Origin of the sequence: Sphingopyxis sp. C-1, from assembly GCF_001047015.1 — a bacterium.
Classification (GTDB): domain Bacteria; phylum Pseudomonadota; class Alphaproteobacteria; order Sphingomonadales; family Sphingomonadaceae; genus Sphingopyxis.
Genome location: NZ_BBRO01000001.1, coordinates 249,040 through 270,321, shown reverse-complemented (window position 1 = coordinate 270,321; position 21,282 = coordinate 249,040). Strand labels below are relative to the sequence as shown.

The following is a 21,282-nucleotide window of genomic DNA, read 5'->3' as shown; positions in this document are numbered from 1 at the left end:
CTCCACCGCTCTTGCGGTTCCTGTGTTCGGTATAAATTGGCGCCCGGCCCGGCCCCGAAAGGGAAAGGGCCGGGGCCGGACGCCCATCGCGCGCCAGCTTAGCTGACCGCGAACTTCATCAGCTTGATCGCCTGTGAATCGACGATCGCACCGCCGACCCTTTTGGTTGCATAGAAATGCACGAACGGCTTGTTGCTGAACGGATCGCGCAGGATGCGCGTCTCGCCGCGGTCGGCGATCAGATAGCCGGCGCGGAAATTGCCGAACGCGATCGACAGGCTGCCTGCACCGATGTCGGGCATATCCTCGGCCTCGACCACCGGATAACCCAGCAACGTCGCCGCCTGCCCCTCGACCAGCCCCGGCTGCCAGATAAACGCGCCGTCGGTCGTCTTGAACTTGCGGATGCGGGCAAGTGTGTCGCTGTTCATCACCCAGCACGCACCCTGGCGGTACGGCGCCTTCAGCGCGTGGACCAGTTCGACCAGCTTGTCCTGCGGGTTCGACGCCGGAAATGCCCCCGCCGTCCCCGTCGCCAGATGTTGCAACGTCCCGAACGCCCGCCGATTGTCAGGTTCGTTCGTCGTCATATAGGTCAGAAAGCCCTTCGGCTGGTTCGCCCCGGTGCCGTTGACGAAGGCGGTGCCTTCCGCGACCGCGAACTCGCTCGCCAATTGCTCGGCCAGCCAGTCCTCGACGTTGAACATCGCGTCGTCGAGCATCGCCTGGCTCGCCGCAGGATTGGCATAAAGTTCGCCCGACGGCGGTGCAATCTCGGCAAAGCTGCGCGCCGCCGTCTTGGGCCGCGCATCGGTTTCGCCGACCCAGCCAGCGGCCATCGATCCGGTCGCGACCAGCTTGCGATATCCGCTCGTCCCCGTCTGCACGACCGTCGCGATCGACCGGATCGGCGACAGCGCCTTCAGCGTTGCCGCGATCGAGCCATCGATCTCGCGCGGCACCGCATAACCGCCCTCGCCGCCGGTCGCCCCCGACAGGCTCTTCATCTCCACGCCCGCATCGATGCCGCGCCGCAGATATCGCTCGACAAAGGCATCGCGCGCCGGATCGGCCGCCTTCGCCCCGTCGAGCGGCAACCGCGACGCCGCCACCGCCTGGCGCTCGACCTGCGCCTTCAGCGCCGCGACCGACGCCTTCAGCTCGTCGACCGCCTCCGCCGCCAGCACCGCATCGAACGCTCCATCGAGGGCGTCCGCCTTCACTTCCATACCGTCCATATTCGTCACTCCTTCACCACCTGAATCACCCGCGCCAGCGGCTGCATCGGCGCCGCCACCAGGCTCACCTCCGCCAGATCGAGCGCCACCAGCTCGCGCGGCACCGCCCCGCGCGCCGCCGTCACCCGATATCCAAAGCTGAGCCCCGTCAGCGTGCCCCGCTCGACCAGCCGCGCCGCGGCCGGATGCGTCACCCGCGCCACGACGCGCAGCCCGCGCGCATCCTCCGCCAACATCTCGATCGAACCGACCACCGCCCCCGGCCGATGCTGCCACAGCAAGGGCACCGCCCGCCGCGCGCGCAAACTCTCGGCAAACGCGCCCGCCCGCACGATATCCCCACCGCGGTCGACCCGATCGAACACCGACGCATAGCCGGCGAACCGAACCGAAAAAGACTCACGCGGAGCCGCCCTCATTTCAGCAGCCCCGGCAGCCCCAGCTTCATCGCCAGCCCGACGACCAGCAGCGCCAGCATCCCGCGGACCGCCCAGTCGACGACCGCCGCCCACACGCTCTTCTTCGCATCGCGCCACGCGCCGAGCAGTTGCCGCAAATCGCTCACATCATCGCGCGCCGCCTCGTCCGCCAGCCCCAGCCGCGCCAGCGCCCGCCGCGCGCCCAGCTCGCTCGCTTCCTCCACGACCGCGCGCAGCAAAGCCGCATCGGGCGCACTCGTCCCAGCCAGCGCGATCAACCGCGCCAGCGCCTCTTCCTCATCCATGTTCAGATCTCCTCTTCGTCACCCCGGGCTTGACCCGGGGTCGCGCTTTGCGGGCGTCGCTGAACGGGACCCCGGATCAAGTCCGGGGTGCCGTTGATGTCAGCTCACCCCCAACAGCGCCTTCTTCTCGTCCGCCGTCAGCCAGTCCGCCGCCGACACTTCGCGCCACAGCGCCATCCGGTCCTCGGCCATCGCCGGCACCCGATCCAGATCGACGCGCAGCTCCGCACCCGCGAACCAGCCCGACAGGCCCTCCGCGATCGCCCCCAAAATCTTCGCGCAGAGCGGCAGCACCGTCAGCCGCCACAGCGCGCGATTGGCCTCGCGATAATTGGCGTAGGTCGCATCGCCCGGCAGCCCGAGCAGCATCGGCGGCACCCCGAACGCCATCGCAATCTCGCGCGCGCTCGACTCTTTCAGCGCCAGGAAATCCATCTCCGCTGGCGACAGCGACAGCGCCTGCCACTTGAGCCCACCCTCCAGCAGCAGCGGCCGCCCCGCATTCGCCCCGCCCGCGAAACTCTCCGCCAGTTCCTCGCGCAACCGGTCGACCTGCTCGGCCGATAAGGGCATCCCCTTGTCGCCCGGGTCATGCACCAACGCCCCCGACGGCCGCGCCGCATTGTCCAGCAGCGCCGCGTTCCACTTCGCCGCGGCATTATGCGCGGCGATCGCGCCAGACGCGGCGCCCAGACACCCCGCGCCATAATGATCGTCCAACGGATGCAGCGCCTTCACATGCACGACCGCGGTCCGCCCCGCGCCGTCTTCGGCGGGCAACACGGCCGCAGAGCCGCCCGCCGTTTGGCCGCCCACCTTGTAACGATAGGCCACCGGCCACCCGCGTGCGTCGGCTTCGACCGTCACCCGGTCGGGCCGCAGCGCAAACAGCTCCGCCGGCGCCCCGGCGCCATCGGTCAGGATCTGCACATAGCCATTGCCATGCAGCAGCAACTGCGACGCCAGCGTCTCGACCAGCCCCTGCCCGCCCGCCGTCGCCGCAACCAGGGCCCCAAGCGCCGGATCGCTCGCCACCACCGGCGCCGACCCCGCCGCCTCGGCCACCAGCCGCACCGCCCGCTGCACGATAGCATTGCCCAGATACCCCTCCCGCACCTGCGCCTCGAACGACAACGGCGCGGGCGCCGTCCACATCCCATAGACACGCGACAAAGCGGGCCGCGCAGGCCCCTGCGCAGCCTTACGGCCAAACCAGTTCATGATGTTCTCCGCAAAAAAGAACGGCCAGCAGACGCTGGCCGGAGACATACTCGCTATGACGCCAAATTCAGTCGGCCAACGTTGGAGTGTCTTCGTGCGCCATCTCGGCGAAGCTTACCAATATGGCACCAAGCCTGATTTCATCGTCCCCGATATGGGCACGAACCTTAATCGCACAGTCTCGCTCTATTACTAGGCTCTGCATCCGCACCGGAAAAAACAGTTCAAAAAATGGAACTGAATTTGCGTCACTAAATGGAGAAGGAGGAGGAGCCACAAGCGCTTCGAGTTCTACCTGCGCCTCAAATAGTGCCTCGTCACTGTCCGAACGCGATATACGGAGGGTGATCGCAAGCGATTCTGTCGGCGGCTCAATACGCAAGCTGACGGCCGCGCACAATTGGGGAAGAGTCACCGGCGCAGCAGCAGAAATGACCAAGGCATTTCGATAAACGCCAACATATGTAAGCTTCCCGCCAAGCTCCTCACGAATATCATCGCAAAAGACCACATGACCGGTCGGCAAGCGAGGATTGATGATCATGCGACAGCCATTGCGGACTCTGCAGCTCGCGTCCCGATAGCAAGCGGCACCGCATTCGGTTCGCGAAGGGTCGAAAGAGCGCCCGGTTTTACGAGCGGAGCATTCAGCCCCGCTTCTCGTTCGGGTTTCACCAGCTGGAAATCGATTTCCCGGCCCATCGACCATGCAAGTTCGGCGACCCGGCCCAAAGTTATGTCCTGTCGTCCATTCAACTCGCGACTGATGACCGACCGATGTACACCGATGGCTTTAGCAACCGCCGATTGATTGATGCCAGAGGCCGCCTGTTCTTCCACCAGCGCCCGCTGCAACGCGCGCCGAACTTTCGAAATGAAACGACCAGCGGCACGCTTGCTAGGGCTGATAGCTATCTGAAACGACGTCATTTGGATCATCTCCAGCAACAAATTTCGGCTCATCTAAATCGAGCCGCTCTCTAAATCTCACCGCCTGATCGCGGTAGCCGCGATACAGGCTCATCTGCTTAACCCGCAATGTGGTGTCGCAATCACACACAATGAAGCAGTCCTTTTGCGCAAACCATCCAAATATGCGCAAATCTGCGGTTTTCAGTTCCCACACACCATCGCCAACGGGTCGCACGGCTTTGAAGCGTTGTCCTATCGCTAGCGGTTCTCCGACACAAAACTCGTAAACCAGCGCATCGAGTTGTTGGGCTGGATCTTCTTCAATATTCCAATTCGACGCAGTGTCCGGAAGCTCCTTTTCCATCCAGTCCCGAGCGCGCGGAAGGAGGAAGATGCGTCTGACTTCCAATTCTCGCGGGCCTAAGCCGGGGTCGAGTCTGTACAACGCGCCGGACAGCATCAATTCTAAAACCGTTGCCATTTAAGTCAACACATGTTGCTTAGCGATTAACATCGGTCATTTGTATTCGTTCTGTTCCCCAAGTCAATCAAACCACCCGCACCCCCGGCTCCCGTCCCGTCTTCATCCCGTCCAGCAAAGCCGCCAGCGCCCAAACGCACGCATCGGCCCGATCGGGCGACCGCCCGGGCCCCGCATAGCCGCCGCCCACCTGCAGCCCGCAAAGCTGATCCTCCAGCGCCGCGAACGAGCCCGCATGGATCACCCGCCCGCGCTCGTAAGCGAGCGCGACCGGCTCCGCCCGTCGCGCCTTTCCGACGCTCGCACGGACCGGCACCACCGGCAGCGTGCAATCGGCCTGGCGCAGCGTATTCTCCACCATATCGCCGCCCATATTGCTCTCGGCGACGATCCGGTCCGCGCCCCAGCGCGCCGCCGCGCTCGCCACCGCCTGCGCCCATACGCCCGGCGGCGGATTTTCGATGCTCGCATCCTCGACCACCGCCAGCCGGTGGTCGCGAAGCAAAACCGCGACGACGATCCCGCACGCATCGCCCGTGCTGGTCGCCGGCGGATCGACCCCGATGATCACGCGCACCGGCTTGCCGATGTCATCGGCACCGACCCGGCACCGCTCGACCAGCCCGCGCGTCCACAGCGCGCCCTCGACATCCTCAAGCATCTCGCCATCCAACTCCTGCCGCCCCAGCCGCGTGCCGCCATATTGTGCAATCATATGCGTCACGAAATTTGGCGGCAGGTGTGGGTTTTCCGCCGTCCGTCCCAGGCTCGTGATACATCCCGGCACGGCCGCGACCTTCATCATCATTGGCACTGGACGCGGTGTCGTCGTGACCAGCACGCGCGGCTTTTCGCCCAGCCGCATCCCAAGCATCAAATTGTCCCATGCCGCCTCGCCGCCCTTCTTCCATTTCGCCAATTCATCGCACCAGGCGAGATTATGTTCGGGACCGCGCAGATTTTCGGGCGCACCGGCCGAATATAATGTCGCGACCGCACCGCTGTCGAAATGCAGCTCGCGCAGCCGATATCGCCATTGAGGAGCTTCGTCGGCGCGCGCCACCGCCAGCAATCCGCTCGGCCCCTCGATCATCACGCGCATGCCGTCATTTTCGTTCGCCGCGACCAGCGCGATGCGGGCGCCCGGCATGCGCCGCGCCATTTCGCTGATCCATTCCGAACCGGCACGCGTCTTGCCGAACCCGCGCCCCGCACGGATCAACCAGACCGGCCAGTCACCCGGCGGCTCGCGCTGCCCCGCATGCGCCCACTGATACCAACGCTCGTCCAGCTCCTGCGCATATTTGCGCGGAATTTCGCGCAGCACGCGCCCTCTGTCTTCGGGCGCCAGTGCCAAAAGCCTGTCGAGAATGGTCTCGCCTTCACAGAGCGCCAATCGCTCAAGCCAGCGCGCAAGCTGCATCATTCCTCTCCAGTCTTCGCCTTGCGCTCGCGCTGCTGCTCGATGATCGCGATGCGGCGCAGGATTTCAGTGTCGGTTTCCTCCGCAGTCGGCCGATTGCGCGCGTTCAGGCGCACCCGCTTGGCGCGGCCGCCTTCGATGCTGGCGCGATGCTTGTTCATCAGGTCGATCGCCTGCGCGACCGTCATCGCGCCGACGACTGCTATCGCTTCGGGATTGTCGTCATGCGCGACGTCGATCGTCTGGATCGCGCGTTCGACCAGCGCCATTTCCAGCCGCGCATAGCCGCTGTCGAGCGCCGCCTGCCATGCCTCGGCAAAAGACGGATCGCGGCGCCGCAGATTATAGGCAGCCGACGGTGCAAAGCCCGCCACCGCCGCCGCGCCGCGCACGTGGCAGTTTTCGGCCAGTGCCTCCAGAAACGCCTGTCTTTGAATGTCGCTTATTTCCCGCCGCGCGGACTGCGGACGATCATCATCCTCGGGCCCCTCGCGTCCGTCATCCGTCGATTCATCCATCGCCACCTCCCAAAACAAACGGGGCCAAAACTAACGGCCCAAAGCAATCGGGCCGGAACAACCTCCCGCAAACGGAAGGCCGCCGGCCCGACTCGCAATTCTTCATGATGTGGTATTTGTACCATATCAGCGTGACGATGTCAAGTGAAATAACCTATATGGTTTCTTTCAACGAAAATCCGAACATCAACGCCACGGCTCGCGCTTGTCAAAGCCCGGGCGCCCAACTATCCGTCGCGCACTCATAACCGGGGCTCCCGACCGGCGGGCTCCATCACCAAAGATTGCTTCTGCTGAGCCCTCTTCCCGCCACGTCCCCCACCAGGTCTCACGACTCTCCCTATGTCGAACAGCTCAACATCGGTGCGGGGCGCCGTACGCTCGCCATCAGCCTGGCCGTGGCGATCGCGGCGCTGCTGCTCCTCCTGCTGCTGAACTGGGGTGCCGAAGAACAGCCGGGCAAAAAGGATGATTATGTCAGCGTGGTGAGCCTGGAGGCCACCGAGGCGCCGAATGATGCGGCCGAGGCGAGCCAGCCAAAGCCGCAGAAGGCCGAGGATCGCGATTCGTCGCCGGAGCCCGAGCCGGACAAACCGCAGCCGCTGGAACAGGCCGCCCCGCTGCCGCCGCCGCCCATCGTGCCAAAGGCTGCTCCCCCGATGGCGCCGCCCGCCGAACAGCCGCCGTCACCCCCGACGCCCAAGATCGGGGCGCGGCCGCCCGACGGACGCGTTTACGGGCCGCCCAATACGGGCGGGTCGCCCGCATCGCGCGATTCCGAGCGGGTGGGAACGGCGCCCAATGGCGAGCCGCTCTATGCCGCGGCCTGGTATCGCGAGCCGAGCGATGACGAACTGCGCGGCTATCTTGCGACGGCCAGCGGGCCGGGATGGGGGCTGATCGCCTGCCGCACCGCGCCCGATTACCGCGTCGAAGATTGCGTCGGGCTCGACGAATATCCGGCTGGTTCGCAGATCGAGCGCGCGGTGCTTGCGGCCGCCTGGCAGTTCAAGGTCCGCCCGCCGCGCCTCGGCGGCCGCCAGATGGTCGGCGCCTGGGTCCGAATCCGGATCGATTACGGCATCAGGCGGCGCTGAACGGGGCGCCGCCCCGGCACCCGCCCGTCAGCCCGCGATCGGCGCCAGGCCGTCCATGATCGCAGTCAGCGCCAGCGCATTCTCGCGCTCCATCGCGCTGTGCCCGGCGTTGGTCACGACATAGGTCGCGGGCGCGCCGCCTGCATCATGCAGCGCCTCGACCAGCCGCGACGCCTGTGTCAGCGGGCATACTTCGTCGAAGCGGCCGTGGACGATATGCACCGGGATGCTCGCCAGCGTGGCGATATTGTCGAAGAAATGTCCCGCGGGCAGGAACAGCTCGTTCGCGAAATAATGCGCCTCGATCTGCGCAAAGCTCAGGGCGAAATCGGCCTCGCCGAACTTGCCCGTATCGGCGGTCTCGGGGATCATGTTCGAGATCACGCCTTCCCACAAGGACCAGGTCAGCGCCGCCTTCAACTGGCGTTCCTTCTCGGCCGCGGTCGCGGGCACCATGTCGAAGATCGCCTTGTACGACTTCATCACATCCTTGCGTTCGTCGGCGGTCAGGAGCGACAGCAGTTCGGCCCACTCCGCGGGATATTTCATATAGGCGCCGGGCTCGGTCAGCCCGTACGGGTCGGCATCCCACGTCGCGGCGTTGCCCTGGTACAGATAAAGCAGATCCTCGGGCGCGCCCAGAAAGATGCCGCGCAGGATCAGGCTTGCCGTATGCGCGGGGTGCGCGATCGCATAGGCCATCGCCAGCGTGCTGCCCCAACTCCCCCCGAACACATGCATGGGCCCCGCAATTTCCAGCTCCTCGCGCAATTTCTCGACATCGCCGATCAGGTCGGCGGTCGTGTTTTTGCTGAGCGCGACCGCCGGCCCCGCCGACGCGACGGTCGGCTCGCTCTTGCCGCACCCGCGCTGGTCGAACAGGATGACGCGATAGCGCTTCGGATCGAAGAAACGGGCCATGACCGGTGCGCATGCGCCGCCGGGTCCGCCGTGGAGGAACATCACCGGTTCGCCCGCCGGGTTGCCATATTCTTCCCAATAGATGCGGTGCGCCGGATCGCGGTCGACCTCCAGCCAGCCGAAATTCAGGCACGGCGGCTGCGGATAGACCCAGTCGTCGCCGATCTTGCTCGAAGCCTGCAACCGCGAAAAATCCATGCCCATCCGCCTTATCTGGTGACGCAGCCGCCAACCGGTCTGCGGCGTCCGACTTAGCCTCTCGAACGCCCATGTCCACTGCTCGCATTTTGACCCGCATTTTGGGTTGAAGAAGTCGCGATAGTTTGCGACCCGTTGGGCGGCTGGCCGAAAGTGGGATCGGGACAGACCGGAACAATCCAACAAGGGGCTGCTTTTCATGCACAAACTCGCATTTATCGGCGCGAGCCTTCTCGCGCTTATCCCGCAAACGAGCTTCGCGCAGGAAGAGCCGGCGCCCGCTGCAGCCGAAGCCGCCGCCCCCGCCCCCGAGACCGCCACCGCCGCCCCCATGTCCGCCTCCGCAGCCGGCAGCGCGCGCACGGCGCCCGAGCGCCGCCTCACCGGCGCCGACCTCTTCGACCTTTCGATCGCCGCCGATCCGCAGATCAGCCCCGACGGGCGCCATATCGCCTATGTCCGCCGCTCGAACGACATCATGTCCGACCGCGCGGTCAGTTCGATCTGGCTGATCGACACCGCCACGGGTGAGGAAACCCCCGTGGCGGGGCGCAGCGGCGGCGCCTTTGCGCCGCGCTGGTCGCCCGACGGCAAGCGCCTCGCCTTCGCCTCGACCGAGGGCGGCAGCGCGCAGCTCTGGGTGCGCTGGATGAACGGCGGCGAGGCCGTCCGGCTCACCGGCTTGCCGACCAGCCCGTCCAGCCTCGCCTGGTCGCCCGACGGCCGCTCGATCGCCTATACGATGCTCGTCAAGGACGACGGCCCCAGCTTCGGCGCGGCGCCGAAGAACAAGCCCGAGGGCGCGAAATGGGCCGACCCGCTAGAGGTCCATGACCTTCTTGCCTATCGCGCCGACGGCGAAGGCTATCTCGAACCCGGCTTCGAAAAGATCTTCGTCGTTCCCGCGACCGGCGGCTCGCCGCGCCAGCTTACCTTCGGCCCCTATCACGACGGCGGCCCCTTGAGCTGGTCGCGCGACGGCCGCACCATCTATTTCAGCGCGAACCGCAAGCCCGACTGGGAACGCGACCCCGTCGAAAGCGAAATCCACGCACTCGACGTCACGAGCGGCACGGTCACCGCGCTGACCGACCGCAACGGCCCCGACACCGACCCGCTCGTCTCGCCCGACGGGGGCAAGATCGCCTATCTCGGCTTCGACGACAAATTGCGCGCCTACGAAAACACACAGCTCTACATCATGAACCGCGACGGATCGGGCAAGCGCAGCCTGACCGGCAATTGGGACTATGGGATCGACGCGATCAAATGGGCCGCCGACGGCAAATCGCTCTATGCCCAATATGACGATCACGGCGAAACCAAGGTCGCGCGCATCGGCCTCGATGGTACCGTACGCACCGCCGCGACGGGCCTCTCGGGCGGCGGGCTCGACCGCCCCTATACCGGCGGCAGCTTCTCCGTGTCGGACGGCGGCGCGATCGCCTTCACCGGCGGCACCGCGACCCGGCCGGCGGAGGTTCAGCTCAATCGCGGCGGCACCGCGCGCATCCTCACCGACCTCAACCGGAGCCTACGCGAAGTGAAATCGCTCGGCGAGGTGCGCAAGATCACCGTCGCCTCCAGCCACGACGGCAAGACGATCGAGGGCTGGCTGACCCTCCCACCCGGCTATCGCGACGGCCAGCGCGTGCCGCTGATCCTCGAAATCCACGGCGGCCCCTTTTCGGCCTATGGCGGCCATTTCTCGACCGACAATCAGCTTTACGCCGCGGGCGGCTATGCCGTTCTCTCGGCGAACCCGCGCGGGTCGACCAGCTATGGCGCGGCCTTCGCGAACGAAATCGACAAGGCCTATCCGGGCAATGACTATTTCGACCTCATCAGCATCGTCGACTGCGCGATCGAACTCGGCTTCGCCGATCCGAACGCCCTCTTCGTCACCGGCGGCTCGGGCGGCGGCGTGCTCACCAGCTGGATCGTCGGCAAGACCAACCGCTTCAAGGCCGCCGTCACCCAAAAACCGGTGATCAACTGGACGACGCAGGCGCTCACCGCCGACGGTCCCGGCTTTTTCGGCCCCTATTGGCTCGGTGCCGAGCCTTGGGAAAAGCCCGAACTCTTCTGGTCGCGCTCGCCGCTCTCGCTCGTCGGCAATGTCGAAACCCCGACGCTCGTCATCGTCGGCGCCGAGGATTACCGCACTCCGGTCAGCGAATCCGAACAATATTACACCGCACTCCGCCTCCGCGGCGTGCCCAGCGCGCTGATCAAGGTTCCCGGCGCCGGCCACGGCACCATCGCCGCACGCCCCTCGCAGTCCGCGGCCAAGGCCTCGGCGATCTTGGCTTGGTTCGAAAAATACAAGAAGGGCTGGGCGCGGCCCGCGGGCGACGCGGCAACGAAATAGCCCGCCCGTCCCGCGGGGGGCTCGGGGGTTGGAAGCTCAGATTTCATCGCCAAAGCCCCTCCTCTTCAGGGGAGGGGCTATGTTGGCGCTACGGCAGCGTCCGGTCGTTACCCGAACTTCGTCATCCCGGGCTCGACCCGGCATCCCGCTTTTCGAAACACCCACCGGCTTCGAAATCAAGCGGGACCCCGGATCAAGTCCGGGGTGACGATATGGAGAGGTCTGCAACCGGTCGCTTTGAGCTCCGCCCTTTCTCCGTTCGTGTCGAGCGAAGTCGAGACACCCATCGACGAAACGCCCAGCCCGATGGGCATCTCGACTTCGCTCGATGCGGACGGTTTAGATTGGGTGGAGTATCCACTCCCAGTCGTTTCCCGTCATTCCATCCAGATTAGCGGTAAACGGCCGATAGGGGGCGCTAAGCGGGCATTCAGCCACCCACTTCCGTCATCCCGGGCTCGACCCGGGATCCCGCTTTCCTTGCGCATCGACCGGCTTCGACTTCAAGTGGGGCCCCGGATCAAGTCCGGGGTGACGAGGGATAGAGAGGCCCGCTAACGGTCGAAATCCGCCACACAACGACCCCAAAAGCCCAAAACCACATCCATCGCAAAATTATATCAACTCGATTCCAATATCTTATAATTATATCGCATACGATTTAATCGCAACCGCTTGACCTCAGCCACCGACTCGCTTAATTACATCGCATCCGATCTAAACGGATACGATCATAACCCCCGAAAGGAACCTGAAATGGCTGACAAAATCATCTTCACCGGCACCACCCACGTCAAAGGCGGCCCCGACGGCTATGCCCGCAGCACGAACGACATTCTCGACCTTGCGCTGCCCCAGCCGCACCCCGCCGCCGAAAATCTCTTCGCCGCCGCCTGGTCGGCCTGCTTCATCGGCGCGCTCGAACTCTCCGCCGGACAGCGCAAGATCAAGCTGCCCGCAAGCCCCGAAGCCGACACCACGATCGAAGTTCTGATGAACGATGGCGGCTTCTTCCTCCGCGCCCGCCTCGACATCGCGGTCCCCGGCATCGACCCCGTCACCGCCCGCGAACTGATCGACAATGCGCACAAGATCTGCCCCTATTCGAAGGCGGTCGAAGGCAATATCGACATCGAACTCAACCTCGTCTGATGTCTCTCCGGGCGGTGCTGCCCTCCCCCCTGGCAGGCACCGCCCGGTTGACACCCGCGAATTCCGATTTCATCGTATGCGCTTGAATTATCGGACGTTCGCCAAGGAATCCCAATGACCCAGTCGCCACCCACCGAACGGCCCAAACTCGGGGAATTCCTCTGCTTCGCGGTCTATTCGGCGAACCTCGCCTTCGGCCGCGCCTATCGCCCGATCCTCGAAAAACTCGGCCTCACCTATACCCAATATGTCGCGCTCGTCGCCCTGTGGGAACAGGACGATCAGACCGTCGGCGAGCTTGGCGATAAGATGTTTCTCGAATCGAACACGCTCACCCCCATTCTCAAGAAGCTCGAACAATCGGGCTTTATCGAGCGCCGCCGCGACCCCGCCGACGAGCGTCAGGTTCGCATCCGGCTGACCGCCAAGGGCAGCGAGCTGCGCAGCCACGAGATCGGCAATGAATTGTTCGACGCGACCGGGCTCGGCGACAGCTTCTTCGACGTCCAGAAATCGGTCGCCAAGCTGCGCGACAATCTGATGCGCTCGCTGGACGACTGACCGCCCGCTCAAGCGGCGTCGTGGAAAATGACGCCCAGCGTGTGCCGCCGGCCCGACCGGATTTCGCTGACCCCATGGCGCATCGCGACGCGATAGTCGCCGCGCGCGCCCTTTACCGGGCGCGCATTCACCGCGAACACCACCGCATCGCCTTTCGCCAGCGGCACCACGGCGGCCCGCGATTGCATCCGCGGCCTTTGCTCGGTCAGCACGAATTCGCCGCCGTCGAAATCCGCTCCCGGGGCCGACAGCAGCGCCGCGACCTGCAACGGAAAGACATGCTCGCCATACAGGTCCTGATGCAGGCAATTATAATCGCCCGCGCCATATTGCAGCAGCAAAGGCGTCGGCCGACGCTGCCCCGCATCATGGCACCGCGCCAGAAATTCCGTGTGCGCGGCGGGAAAGCGCACCGCCATCCCCATCCGCTCGTGCCAGCGGTTCGCGATCGGCGCCAGGTGCGGATATAATCCGTCCCGCAAATCCGCGACGAGCGGCGGCAGGGGATAAGCGAAGTAGCGATATTCCCCGCGCCCGAACCCATGCCGCGCCATATGGACATGGCTGCGAAACCCAGCCTCGCGGCCATAGAGCGCGGCACTCTCGTCGCATTCGGCATCGCTCAATATGCGCGGCAACACCGCCCAGCCCTCGCGGTCGAGCGCCGCCGCGACATTCGTCCAGTCCAGCGTGCAGAGGCGCGCCGCGATAGTCTTTTCGATCGTTTCGGTCATGACCCCGCCATGCCACGGCCGGCACGGCCGCACGCCCCGTTTCTTGCTGTCAAACCGCCGCGCGCGCGCAACCGGGAACCGCAAGCTTGCCATATCGAAGCGAGATTGTTACCTCTCCCGTCCATTCCAACGCGAAGAAAGGAGGGCGTAAATGAAATATTCGTTCGCAGCATGCCCTCCCGGAAGGTTTCGATCCTTCGAGCGCTTCGACCACTAGGTCCTGAAGCCTCCGTGATCCGGGTCCCCGACCCGATCGCTCCCTGACTTAACGCTTTGGAGACGGCGCCCCGCGCGCCGGTTCATGATATGACATCGACGCCTCAAAAGGGCCGCGCGGATTCGATCCGCCGCGTCCTCGACTTTACCTTTCGCCACTGGGCCGGGCAGCGCGGACGCGCGGCCTTCATCGCCCTGTTCATCACCGCCGCGACGCTCACGGAGGTTTTCGTGCCGCTGTTTGCGGGACGCCTGATCGACGCGCTCGCGGCGGGCCGGAGCGACGGCGCCTTCGCGCTGTTCGCGGCAATGGCGGCGCTCGGCCTCGCGATGGTGCTGCTCCGCCACGTCGCCTGGGCCGGCATCGTCCCCTTCACCCTGCGCATGATGCGGGGCGTGACGCAGGACAGCTTTCACCGCGTCCAGCGCTTTTCGACCGACTGGCACGCCAATGCCTTTGCCGGTTCGACCGTGCGCAAGATCACGCGCGGCATGTGGGCGTTCGACACGCTCAACGACGTCCTGCTGCTGCAGTTGCTGCCTTCGGTCGTCGTGCTCGTCGGCACGATGCTCCTCCTTGGCTGGCACTGGCCGCTGCTCGGGCTTGTCATGGGCGTCGGCGCCGCTGCCTATGTCGCGATGACCGTCGTGCTTGCCACACGCTGGGCGTCGCCCGCCGCGACCTTGTCGAACGCATGGGATACAAAGCTTGGCGGCCTCCTCTCGGACGCGATCGGGTCGAACGCCGTCGTCAAGGCGTTCGGTGCCGAAGACCGCGAGGAAGCGCGCGTCGAAACGCTGCTCGCCAAATGGGCAAAGCGGACGCGGCGCACCTGGATGCGCTATACCTGGTCGGGCAGCGCGCAGATCCTTCTCCTCTGGGTCGTGCGCAGCGCGATCACCGGCGCGGCATTATGGCTGTGGTGGCACGGCGCCGCCACGCCGGGCGATGTCGCCTATGTGCTGACCAGCTATTTCGTCGTCCACGGCTATCTCGTCGATATCGGCTTTCACATCCACCATCTGCAGCGTTCGGTGAACGAGATGGAGGAACTCGTCGACCTTCACGACCAGCCGCTGGGGATCGAGGACCGGGCGGATGCGCAGCCGATCCGGATCGATGCCGGCGAGGTGCGTTTCGACGACGTGACGTTCCGCTATGGCGGGCACGATACGCCGCTCTACGAGCATCTCGACGTCCTGATCCGCGGCGGCGAACGGGTCGGCCTTGTCGGCCACTCGGGGTCGGGCAAGACCAGCTTCGTCAAACTTATCCAGCGCCTCTATGACGTCGGCGAGGGCCGGGTGACGATCGACGGGCAGGATGTGTCGCACGCGACGCAGCAATCGCTGCGCGCGCAGATCGCGATCGTGCAGCAGGAACCGATCCTGTTCCACCGCAGCCTGGCCGACAATATCGCCTATGCCCGCCCCGACGCGACCCGCGCCGAGGTCGAGGCGGCGGCGCGGCTCGCCAATGCGCATGATTTCATCGCGCGCCTGCCGCGCGGCTATGCGACGCTCGTCGGCGAACGCGGGGTCAAGTTGTCGGGCGGCGAACGGCAGCGCGTGGCGCTCGCGCGCGCGTTCCTTGCCGATGCGCCGATCCTGATCCTCGACGAGGCGACGTCGAGCCTCGATTCGGAAAGCGAGGCGCTGATCCAGCAGGCGATGGACCGGCTGATGAAGGGCCGCACCGCGATCGTCATCGCGCACCGTTTGTCGACGGTGCGGACGCTCGACCGGATTCTGGTCTTCGATCAGGGCCGCGTCATCGAGGACGGCGACCATGAAACGCTGCTCGCCAATACAGGGGGGCAGTATCGCCGGCTGTTCGACCGCCAGTCGGGCAACATCGTCGACGAGGCGGACGCGCTCATCGACGGCTAGAAACGATGATCCGGGGCGCCTTCCTTTTCGGCGCCCCGGCACATCGGCTTCGCAGCCATCCCCACCGGCCAGCTCAGCTCATAGGTGACGAGGAAGCCGTCATGATCCGACAATTGCGGCCCGCTCGCGCCGCCGTCGAACAAGGCTTCGACGCGGATCGGCCGCACTGTCAGCTCCGCGCCGTCGGCGAAGAATTGCAGGTCCTGCGTGTCCATCCACGGCGCGTCGCCGTCCCACGACATCTTCACCTCGCACGCCGACGCCGGATCGATGCAGACTTCGTGGACCAGCGTCAGCGGGTGATATTCTGAAAACTCCGCCCAGCGATCTTCCGAATGGCGCATGTTGAAATCGCCGCCAAAGATCAGCGGCACCGCCATATCCTGCGTCCGCGCGATGAATTCCGACGCCGCGATCGCCTGCCGCGCATGCGCCTCGCCGTCGCGCGCCTCCGACACCCCCGACGCGCCGCGCGAATTCATGTGCGTGTTATAGATGTCGATCGGCGCGGGGACGCCCGGCATCGCGATTCGCGCCAGCATCACCCCCTTGTTCGACAGGCAGTCGAGCCCCGCGCAGGCGCGCCGGCCATAGGCGTCGAGCGCCGTCTCCACGATCGGATAGCGCGACGCGATCGCCAGCCCGCCGCCGACCAGCTTGATGCCCAGCTCGCCCTTCAGCGGCTTTGCCTTGCCCGCCATCTTGCCCTGATCGGCGATATAGGGCCTGGTCGTCCGCCGCGGCCCCGGCGCGATCGCCGGATACCCGCTTGCTTCGACCGCGCGCTTCGCCGCGCCGCTGAACATCTCCTGGAACAGGATGACGTCGGGGCCCCTGCCCGCCTCGCGCATCGCCGCCAGCCGCTCGCCGATCTGCTTCAGCTCCGCCGACCGCCCCTTGCGCGCCGGCCAGCCCAGCCCTTCCAGATTATAGGTCAGCACCGACAGCGTCGCGCTTGCCGATTGCCCGTCCTTCGCGACCGTCACCGACGCAGCGGGCGCCGCGTCGCACGCCATCACGCGCAGCGGCGGCTTCGGCCCACACGCCGCAAGCGCGAGCGCGCCTGCCGCGACAAAAGGCCGCCGGAAAAACGAAGCGCGAAGAACAGCAGTCATCACCCGCCCCTAACGCACGCGGCTGCCCTCGTCACCGCCCGGGCGGTTCACAATGCGCTCCGCCGTGCTAGGGCAGGCCATCCAGTCAGCAGCGGAACCGATTCATCATGACCCTACGCCACGTCGCCGCCCTCCTCCCCTTCCTCCTCGCCGCGCCCGCCGCGGCGCAGTCCGGCATCGACGCCGCGAACCTCACCCAAACCGTCCGCACCCTCGCCTCCGACCAGTTTCAGGGCCGCGCGCCCGGCACGATCGGCGAGGAGCGCACGATCGGCTATCTGATCGGTCGGTTGCAGGCGCTGGGGCTCGAACCCGCGGGTACCGGCGGCGGCTGGACCCAGCCCGTCCCCCTGCTCCACACCCGCCTCGGCACCCCGACGACGCTCGGCTTCGACCGCAAGGGCACGGCAACGCCGCTCACCTTCGGCACCGACATCTATCTCTCGACGCTGCAGCCGAAGGATCAGGCGGTGATCGCGAACGCCCCGCTCGTCTTCGTCGGCTATGGCGTCGCCGCGCCCGAACGCGGCTGGGACGATTTCAAGGGTCAGGATTTGAAGGGCAAGGTCGCGGTCTTCCTGATCAACGACCCCGATTTCGTCGCGACCAAGGGCGAGGATAGCTTCGGCAAGTTCGGCGGCCGGACGATGACCTATTATGGCCGCTGGACCTATAAGTTCGAAGAGGCCGCGCGCCGCGGCGCGATCGGCGCGCTGATCGTCCACGACACCGACGGCGTCGGCTATGGCTGGAACGTCGTCAAAGCACCGGGCGGCGAAAATTACGGCCTCGTCATGCCGCCCGAAAAGGTGACCAGCCTCGCGCTCCAGGGCTGGATTTCGGGCGAGACCGCGACCAGCCTGTTCGCAAACGCCGGACAGGATCTGGCAAAGCTGCGCACCGCCGCGCGCCGCAAGGATTTCAAGCCCGTCGACCTCGGCACCGGCTTCAACGCCGCGATCCCGGTGACGCAGGAAGTCGTGCAAAGCCAGAATGTCCTCGCCAAGATCCCCGGCGCCAAACGCCCCGACGAGGTCGTCATCTATGGCGCGCATTGGGATGCCTATGGCGAAGGGGCGCCCGACGAAAAGGGCCGCATCTATCGCGCCGGCGCCAATGACGACGCGCTCGGCGTCGCCGGCCTGTTCGAAATCGCGCGCAATTTCAAAGCCGCTCCCGCCCCCGACCGCACGATCGCCTTCGCCTTCTGGACCGCCGAGGAACGCGGGCTGCTCGGTTCGGAGGCCTATGCCCAAAACCCGATCTTCCCGGCGGAAAAAACCGTCGCCAACTTCGGTCTCGACATCCTCCAGACCGCCGGCAAGGCAAAGGACGTCGTCCTCGTCGGCAAGGGACAGGGCACGCTGGAGGACGATCTCGCGCGCGTCGCCGCCACGCAAGGCCGCACCGTCAGCGTCGAAAGCCTCCCCGAACGCGGCCTCTTTTACCGCGCCGACCATTTCAGCCTCGCCAAGCGCGGCGTCCCCGTCCTTCTGATGATGGGCATCGCGGGCGCCTCCGACCTTGTCGAGGGCGGCAAGCCCGCCGGGCAGGCATGGGTCGATGCCTATACCGGCAAATGCTATCATCAGGCGTGCGACGCGTGGGACGAAAGCTGGAACTTGGACGGCGCGGTGCAGGACATCTCGATCTTCTATACGATCGGCGACGAACTCGCCCGCTCGGCCAAATGGCCGGGCTGGAAGGACGGCAGCGAATTCAAGGCCGTTCGCGACAAGAGCGCGGCATCGCGGAAATAAGCGGGCGGCGGTGACGGCTGACGGCCGGACGTGGACCTCCTCATATCGTCACCCTCGAACGCGACGCGCGGCTCGTTCGACTTGACCCGGGGTCCCGCTGATGCCGAAGCCGGCGATTGCGGCAAAGAAGCGGAATCCCGGGTCAAGCCCGGGATGACGAAGTCCGGAAACGACCGGTTGCTGCCTTATCTATCTTCGTCACCCCGGACCTGATCCGGGGTCCCACTTGATGCCGAAGCCGGTAGATGCCGAAGAAAAGCGGGATCCCGGATCAGGTCCGGGATGACGAGGGTGGGGGGTCGAGCGGCCCTTCCCCACCCCCAAACCAGCCCTCTACGCAGCACAAAGACAATCACACGCTGAAATAATATTGCGCCCGGCCCGTCGCTGCGCAACAAGCCCGTCATTCGATAGGAGATCCCGATGCGCTTTGCCGTTGCCCTGATGCTGCTCCCCGTCCTGCCCCTCGCGCCGATGACCGCGCCTGCCTTCGCACAGGCTGCACCGCAAGCCGGGGCGCAGGACCAGGTCCTGCTCCAGTTCCTCGATCAGGCGTTCGAAGAGCGGCTGGGCCTCAGCCCCGAATCGCAGACCCAGCTCGGGCTCAAGACCAACTACGACAAGCTCGATGATTACACCGACGCCGCATCGGTGCGCGAACAGGACCTCATGGAGCGCCAGCTCAAGGACATGCGCGCGCGCTTCAAGCCCGACCAGCTCGGCGAGAGTGCGCGCGTTAGCTACCGCTTGTTCGAATATGAAGTTGAACGCGGCCGCGAATCGCTCCGCTTTCGCAAGCTGCGCTTTCCCGTGTCGACCAACGGCAGCCCGGCGGGCGCGATCCCCGTCCTGCTGATCAACAATCACAAGGTCGACAGCGTGCAGGATGCCGAGGCCTATATCGCCCGCCTGCGCGACACCGATCGCGTGATGCGCGAAGTCGCGGCGACGATGCGCGAGCAGGCCGCGGCGGGCATCATCCCCAACAAGGTCAATTTCGCCCCCGCGCGGGCCGATGCGCTCAAGGTGATCACGGGGGCGCCCTTCGGCGCCGGCGCCGATTCGACGCTGATGGCCGACTTCCGCAAAAAGGTCGACGCACTGGACGCGCCCGCCGCGACCAAGGCCAAGCTGATCGCCGAAGCAGGCGCCGCGCTCACCGGCCCGTTCAAGCATGGCTATGATACGCTGGTCGCCGCGATCGACGCGATCGAGCCCCAATCGAAGGGCAATTTCGGCGCGTGGAACCTCCCCGACGGCGCCGCTTATTACGCCGACCGGCTGAAAAGCTCGACCACCACCAGCCTTACCGCCGACCAGATTCACGACCTCGGCCTCGCCCAGGTCGCGGCGATCCGCGGCGAGATGGAGGCGATCAAGCGCGAGGTCGGCTTTACCGGTACGCTCGAACAATTTTTCGACCACATCCGCACCGATCCGCAATTCAAATATCCGAACACCGAGGCGGGGCGCGAAACCTATCTCGCCGACGCGCGCGCGGTGATCGCATCGGTCATGGATGTCGCACCACGCTATTTCCGCGTGCTGCCCAAGGCCGCGCTGGAAGTGCGCGCGGTCGAGAAATGGCGCGAGGGGACGGCGTCGACCGCTTTTTACAACCCGCCCTCGGCCGACGGCACGCGTCCCGGCATCTATTACGTCAACCTCGTCGACATGAACCAGACGCAAAAGGTTCAGGTCGCCGGCATCGCCGCGCACGAAGGCGCGCCGGGCCATCATTTCCAGATCGCGCGCCAACAGGAACTCACGGGCATCCCGAAGTTCCGCAAATTCGGCGGCTATGGCGCCTATATGGAGGGCTGGGGACTTTATTCGGAACGGCTCGCGAACGAGATGGGGGTCTACAAGACCCCCTATGACCGCTTCGGCATGCTGTCGCTGCAGGTGTGGCGCGCGATCCGCCTGGTGCTCGACACCGGCATCCATTCGAAACGTTGGACGCGCGAACAGGCGATCGCCTATTTCAAGGCGAACAGTTCGGTGTCGGACACCGACATCGCGCGCGAAGTCGACCGCTATTTCAACTGGCCGGGTCAGGCGACGAGTTACATGGTCGGCCAGCTCAAGATCGCCGAACTCCGCAAACGCGCCGAAACGGAACTCGGCCCACGTTTCGACATCCGCGACTTCCACGAAGCGGTGCTGAGCGAAGGCGCACTACCGCTCGACATTCTCGAAGAACAGGTGACGCGCTATATCGCGGCAAAGAAGAAGTAACCCCGCGCCACCGACGGCCGGTTTGGGGTGGGAAGCTGCCATTGACGGGCTAGGTGTAAGAGGTAGTTTGAGGAGATGCCCACGAAGTCTCTCTATCTGTTCGGCTATGAGTCTCCAGCCGAGTTTCGGTCAAACGCTGACGCGGGCACCGATTTTGAATCTAGCACTGGCGTTTGGATTTCCGGGGCGGGTGAAGAACAGGCGCTCCAGTGGGGAAGAACCGTCGCCGAGCATTTCGTCGCGTGGCTGTTCGAGCATTCAGGCAACGAGCCTTACTCGTGGGAAGCGGCGCAATTCGCTGATTGGATCGAGACAAATCCTTCCATCCAAAAAGCGGCAACGAGCTTTCCAATTGTTGCTATCGGCGAGCTGCCGGATTTCGCGCAGCTCTTACGGCAGGCCTAAACGTCCGCAATCGGTCGTTTCCTGCCATTCGATCCAGATTGGCGGCAAATGACCGATATGGGGTGGTGAGCGGACATCCCACTTCCGTCATCCCGGGCTCGACCCGG

At 65.3% G+C, this 21,282-nt stretch carries 20 protein-coding genes; 8 read left to right on the top strand and 12 right to left on the bottom strand.

Features of this window, described 5'->3' with window-relative positions; translation table 11 throughout:
• Nucleotides 1–98: 98 nt before the first annotated feature.
• The 9 genes from SC1_RS01115 to SC1_RS01075 form a co-directional block, all read right to left on the bottom strand.
• Nucleotides 99–1,238 carry a phage major capsid protein gene (locus SC1_RS01115; RefSeq protein ID WP_062176434.1) on the bottom strand — a complete coding sequence of 380 codons (1,140 nt, stop codon included), beginning with the start codon at nt 1,236–1,238 and terminating at the stop codon, nt 99–101.
• A gap of 5 nt (nt 1,239–1,243) precedes the next feature.
• Nucleotides 1,244–1,657, bottom strand: coding sequence for an HK97 family phage prohead protease (locus SC1_RS01110; RefSeq protein ID WP_062176431.1), 414 nt, complete (start codon nt 1,655–1,657; stop codon nt 1,244–1,246).
• A complete protein-coding gene (locus SC1_RS01105) occupies nt 1,654–1,962 on the bottom strand; it encodes a DUF6127 family protein (RefSeq protein WP_062176428.1) in 309 nt (102 codons plus the stop codon). Before SC1_RS01105 ends, SC1_RS01110 begins: the two co-directional genes overlap by 4 nt.
• 99 nt (nt 1,963–2,061) lie before the next feature.
• On the bottom strand, nt 2,062–3,183 hold the full coding sequence (locus SC1_RS01100) for a phage portal protein (RefSeq protein WP_062183310.1): 1,122 nt from the start codon (nt 3,181–3,183) through the stop codon (nt 2,062–2,064).
• Between the two features lie 67 nt (nt 3,184–3,250).
• Entirely contained in the window at nt 3,251–3,727 is a 477-nt protein-coding gene (locus SC1_RS01095; protein WP_062176425.1) for a hypothetical protein, read from the bottom strand.
• Nucleotides 3,724–4,113, bottom strand: a complete 390-nt coding sequence (locus SC1_RS21730) for a helix-turn-helix domain-containing protein (RefSeq protein ID WP_193749075.1) — start codon at nt 4,111–4,113, stop codon at nt 3,724–3,726. The genes SC1_RS01095 and SC1_RS21730 overlap by 4 nt, the downstream gene beginning before the upstream one ends.
• A complete protein-coding gene (locus SC1_RS01085) occupies nt 4,082–4,576 on the bottom strand; it encodes a hypothetical protein (RefSeq protein ID WP_062176419.1) in 495 nt (164 codons plus the stop codon). The genes SC1_RS21730 and SC1_RS01085 overlap by 32 nt, the downstream gene beginning before the upstream one ends.
• Nucleotides 4,577–4,643: 67 nt before the next feature.
• Nucleotides 4,644–5,999, bottom strand: coding sequence for a DNA-packaging protein (locus tag SC1_RS01080; protein WP_062183307.1), 1,356 nt, complete (start codon nt 5,997–5,999; stop codon nt 4,644–4,646).
• Nucleotides 5,999–6,517, bottom strand: a complete 519-nt coding sequence (locus tag SC1_RS01075; protein ID WP_152682256.1) for a hypothetical protein — start codon at nt 6,515–6,517, stop codon at nt 5,999–6,001. Before SC1_RS01075 ends, SC1_RS01080 begins: the two co-directional genes overlap by 1 nt.
• A gap of 284 nt (nt 6,518–6,801) precedes the next feature.
• On the opposite strand from SC1_RS01075, the gene SC1_RS21725 reads away from it, so the two are divergent.
• Nucleotides 6,802–7,614, top strand: a complete 813-nt coding sequence (locus SC1_RS21725; RefSeq protein WP_238586523.1) for a hypothetical protein — start codon at nt 6,802–6,804, stop codon at nt 7,612–7,614.
• A gap of 27 nt (nt 7,615–7,641) precedes the next feature.
• Here SC1_RS21725 and pip read toward each other — a convergent pair whose 3' ends face one another.
• On the bottom strand, nt 7,642–8,733 hold the full coding sequence (pip, locus tag SC1_RS01065; protein WP_062183301.1) for a prolyl aminopeptidase: 1,092 nt from the start codon (nt 8,731–8,733) through the stop codon (nt 7,642–7,644).
• 199 nt (nt 8,734–8,932) lie between these two features.
• Between pip and SC1_RS01060 the strand changes: the two genes are divergently transcribed.
• From SC1_RS01060 to SC1_RS01050, 3 genes are all read left to right on the top strand, one after another.
• Nucleotides 8,933–11,104 carry a S9 family peptidase gene (locus SC1_RS01060; protein WP_062176412.1) on the top strand — a complete coding sequence of 724 codons (2,172 nt, stop codon included), beginning with the start codon at nt 8,933–8,935 and terminating at the stop codon, nt 11,102–11,104.
• 756 nt (nt 11,105–11,860) lie between these two features.
• A complete protein-coding gene (locus SC1_RS01055) occupies nt 11,861–12,256 on the top strand; it encodes an Ohr family peroxiredoxin (protein ID WP_062176409.1) in 396 nt (131 codons plus the stop codon).
• A 114-nt stretch (nt 12,257–12,370) separates the two neighbouring features.
• Complete coding sequence (locus SC1_RS01050; protein WP_062176406.1) at nt 12,371–12,817, top strand: MarR family winged helix-turn-helix transcriptional regulator; 447 nt, start codon at nt 12,371–12,373, stop codon at nt 12,815–12,817.
• An 8-nt stretch (nt 12,818–12,825) separates the two neighbouring features.
• On the opposite strand, the gene SC1_RS01045 is transcribed toward SC1_RS01050, so the two are convergent.
• On the bottom strand, nt 12,826–13,551 hold the full coding sequence (locus SC1_RS01045; RefSeq protein ID WP_062183298.1) for a 2OG-Fe(II) oxygenase: 726 nt from the start codon (nt 13,549–13,551) through the stop codon (nt 12,826–12,828).
• Between the two features lie 306 nt (nt 13,552–13,857).
• Here SC1_RS01045 and SC1_RS01040 point away from each other — a divergent pair, with 306 nt between their 5' ends.
• Nucleotides 13,858–15,657: an ABC transporter ATP-binding protein gene (locus SC1_RS01040; protein ID WP_062183295.1), complete on the top strand. Its 1,800-nt coding sequence runs from the start codon at nt 13,858–13,860 to the stop codon at nt 15,655–15,657.
• Here SC1_RS01040 and SC1_RS01035 read toward each other — a convergent pair.
• A complete protein-coding gene (locus tag SC1_RS01035; RefSeq protein ID WP_083435612.1) occupies nt 15,654–16,772 on the bottom strand; it encodes an endonuclease/exonuclease/phosphatase family protein in 1,119 nt (372 codons plus the stop codon). The two genes, SC1_RS01040 and SC1_RS01035, sit on opposite strands and share 4 nt — an antisense overlap.
• Nucleotides 16,773–16,879: 107 nt before the next feature.
• On the opposite strand from SC1_RS01035, the gene SC1_RS01030 reads away from it, so the two are divergent.
• The 3 genes from SC1_RS01030 to SC1_RS01020 all read left to right on the top strand — a co-directional run bounded on the left by SC1_RS01030 (nt 16,880) and on the right by SC1_RS01020 (nt 21,175).
• Complete coding sequence (locus SC1_RS01030; protein ID WP_062176403.1) at nt 16,880–18,532, top strand: M20/M25/M40 family metallo-hydrolase; 1,653 nt, start codon at nt 16,880–16,882, stop codon at nt 18,530–18,532.
• Between the two features lie 423 nt (nt 18,533–18,955).
• Nucleotides 18,956–20,770, top strand: a complete 1,815-nt coding sequence (locus SC1_RS01025) for a DUF885 family protein (RefSeq protein ID WP_152682255.1) — start codon at nt 18,956–18,958, stop codon at nt 20,768–20,770.
• A gap of 75 nt (nt 20,771–20,845) precedes the next feature.
• Nucleotides 20,846–21,175, top strand: a complete 330-nt coding sequence (locus tag SC1_RS01020; protein WP_062176397.1) for a hypothetical protein — start codon at nt 20,846–20,848, stop codon at nt 21,173–21,175.
• Nucleotides 21,176–21,282 lie beyond the last annotated feature (107 nt).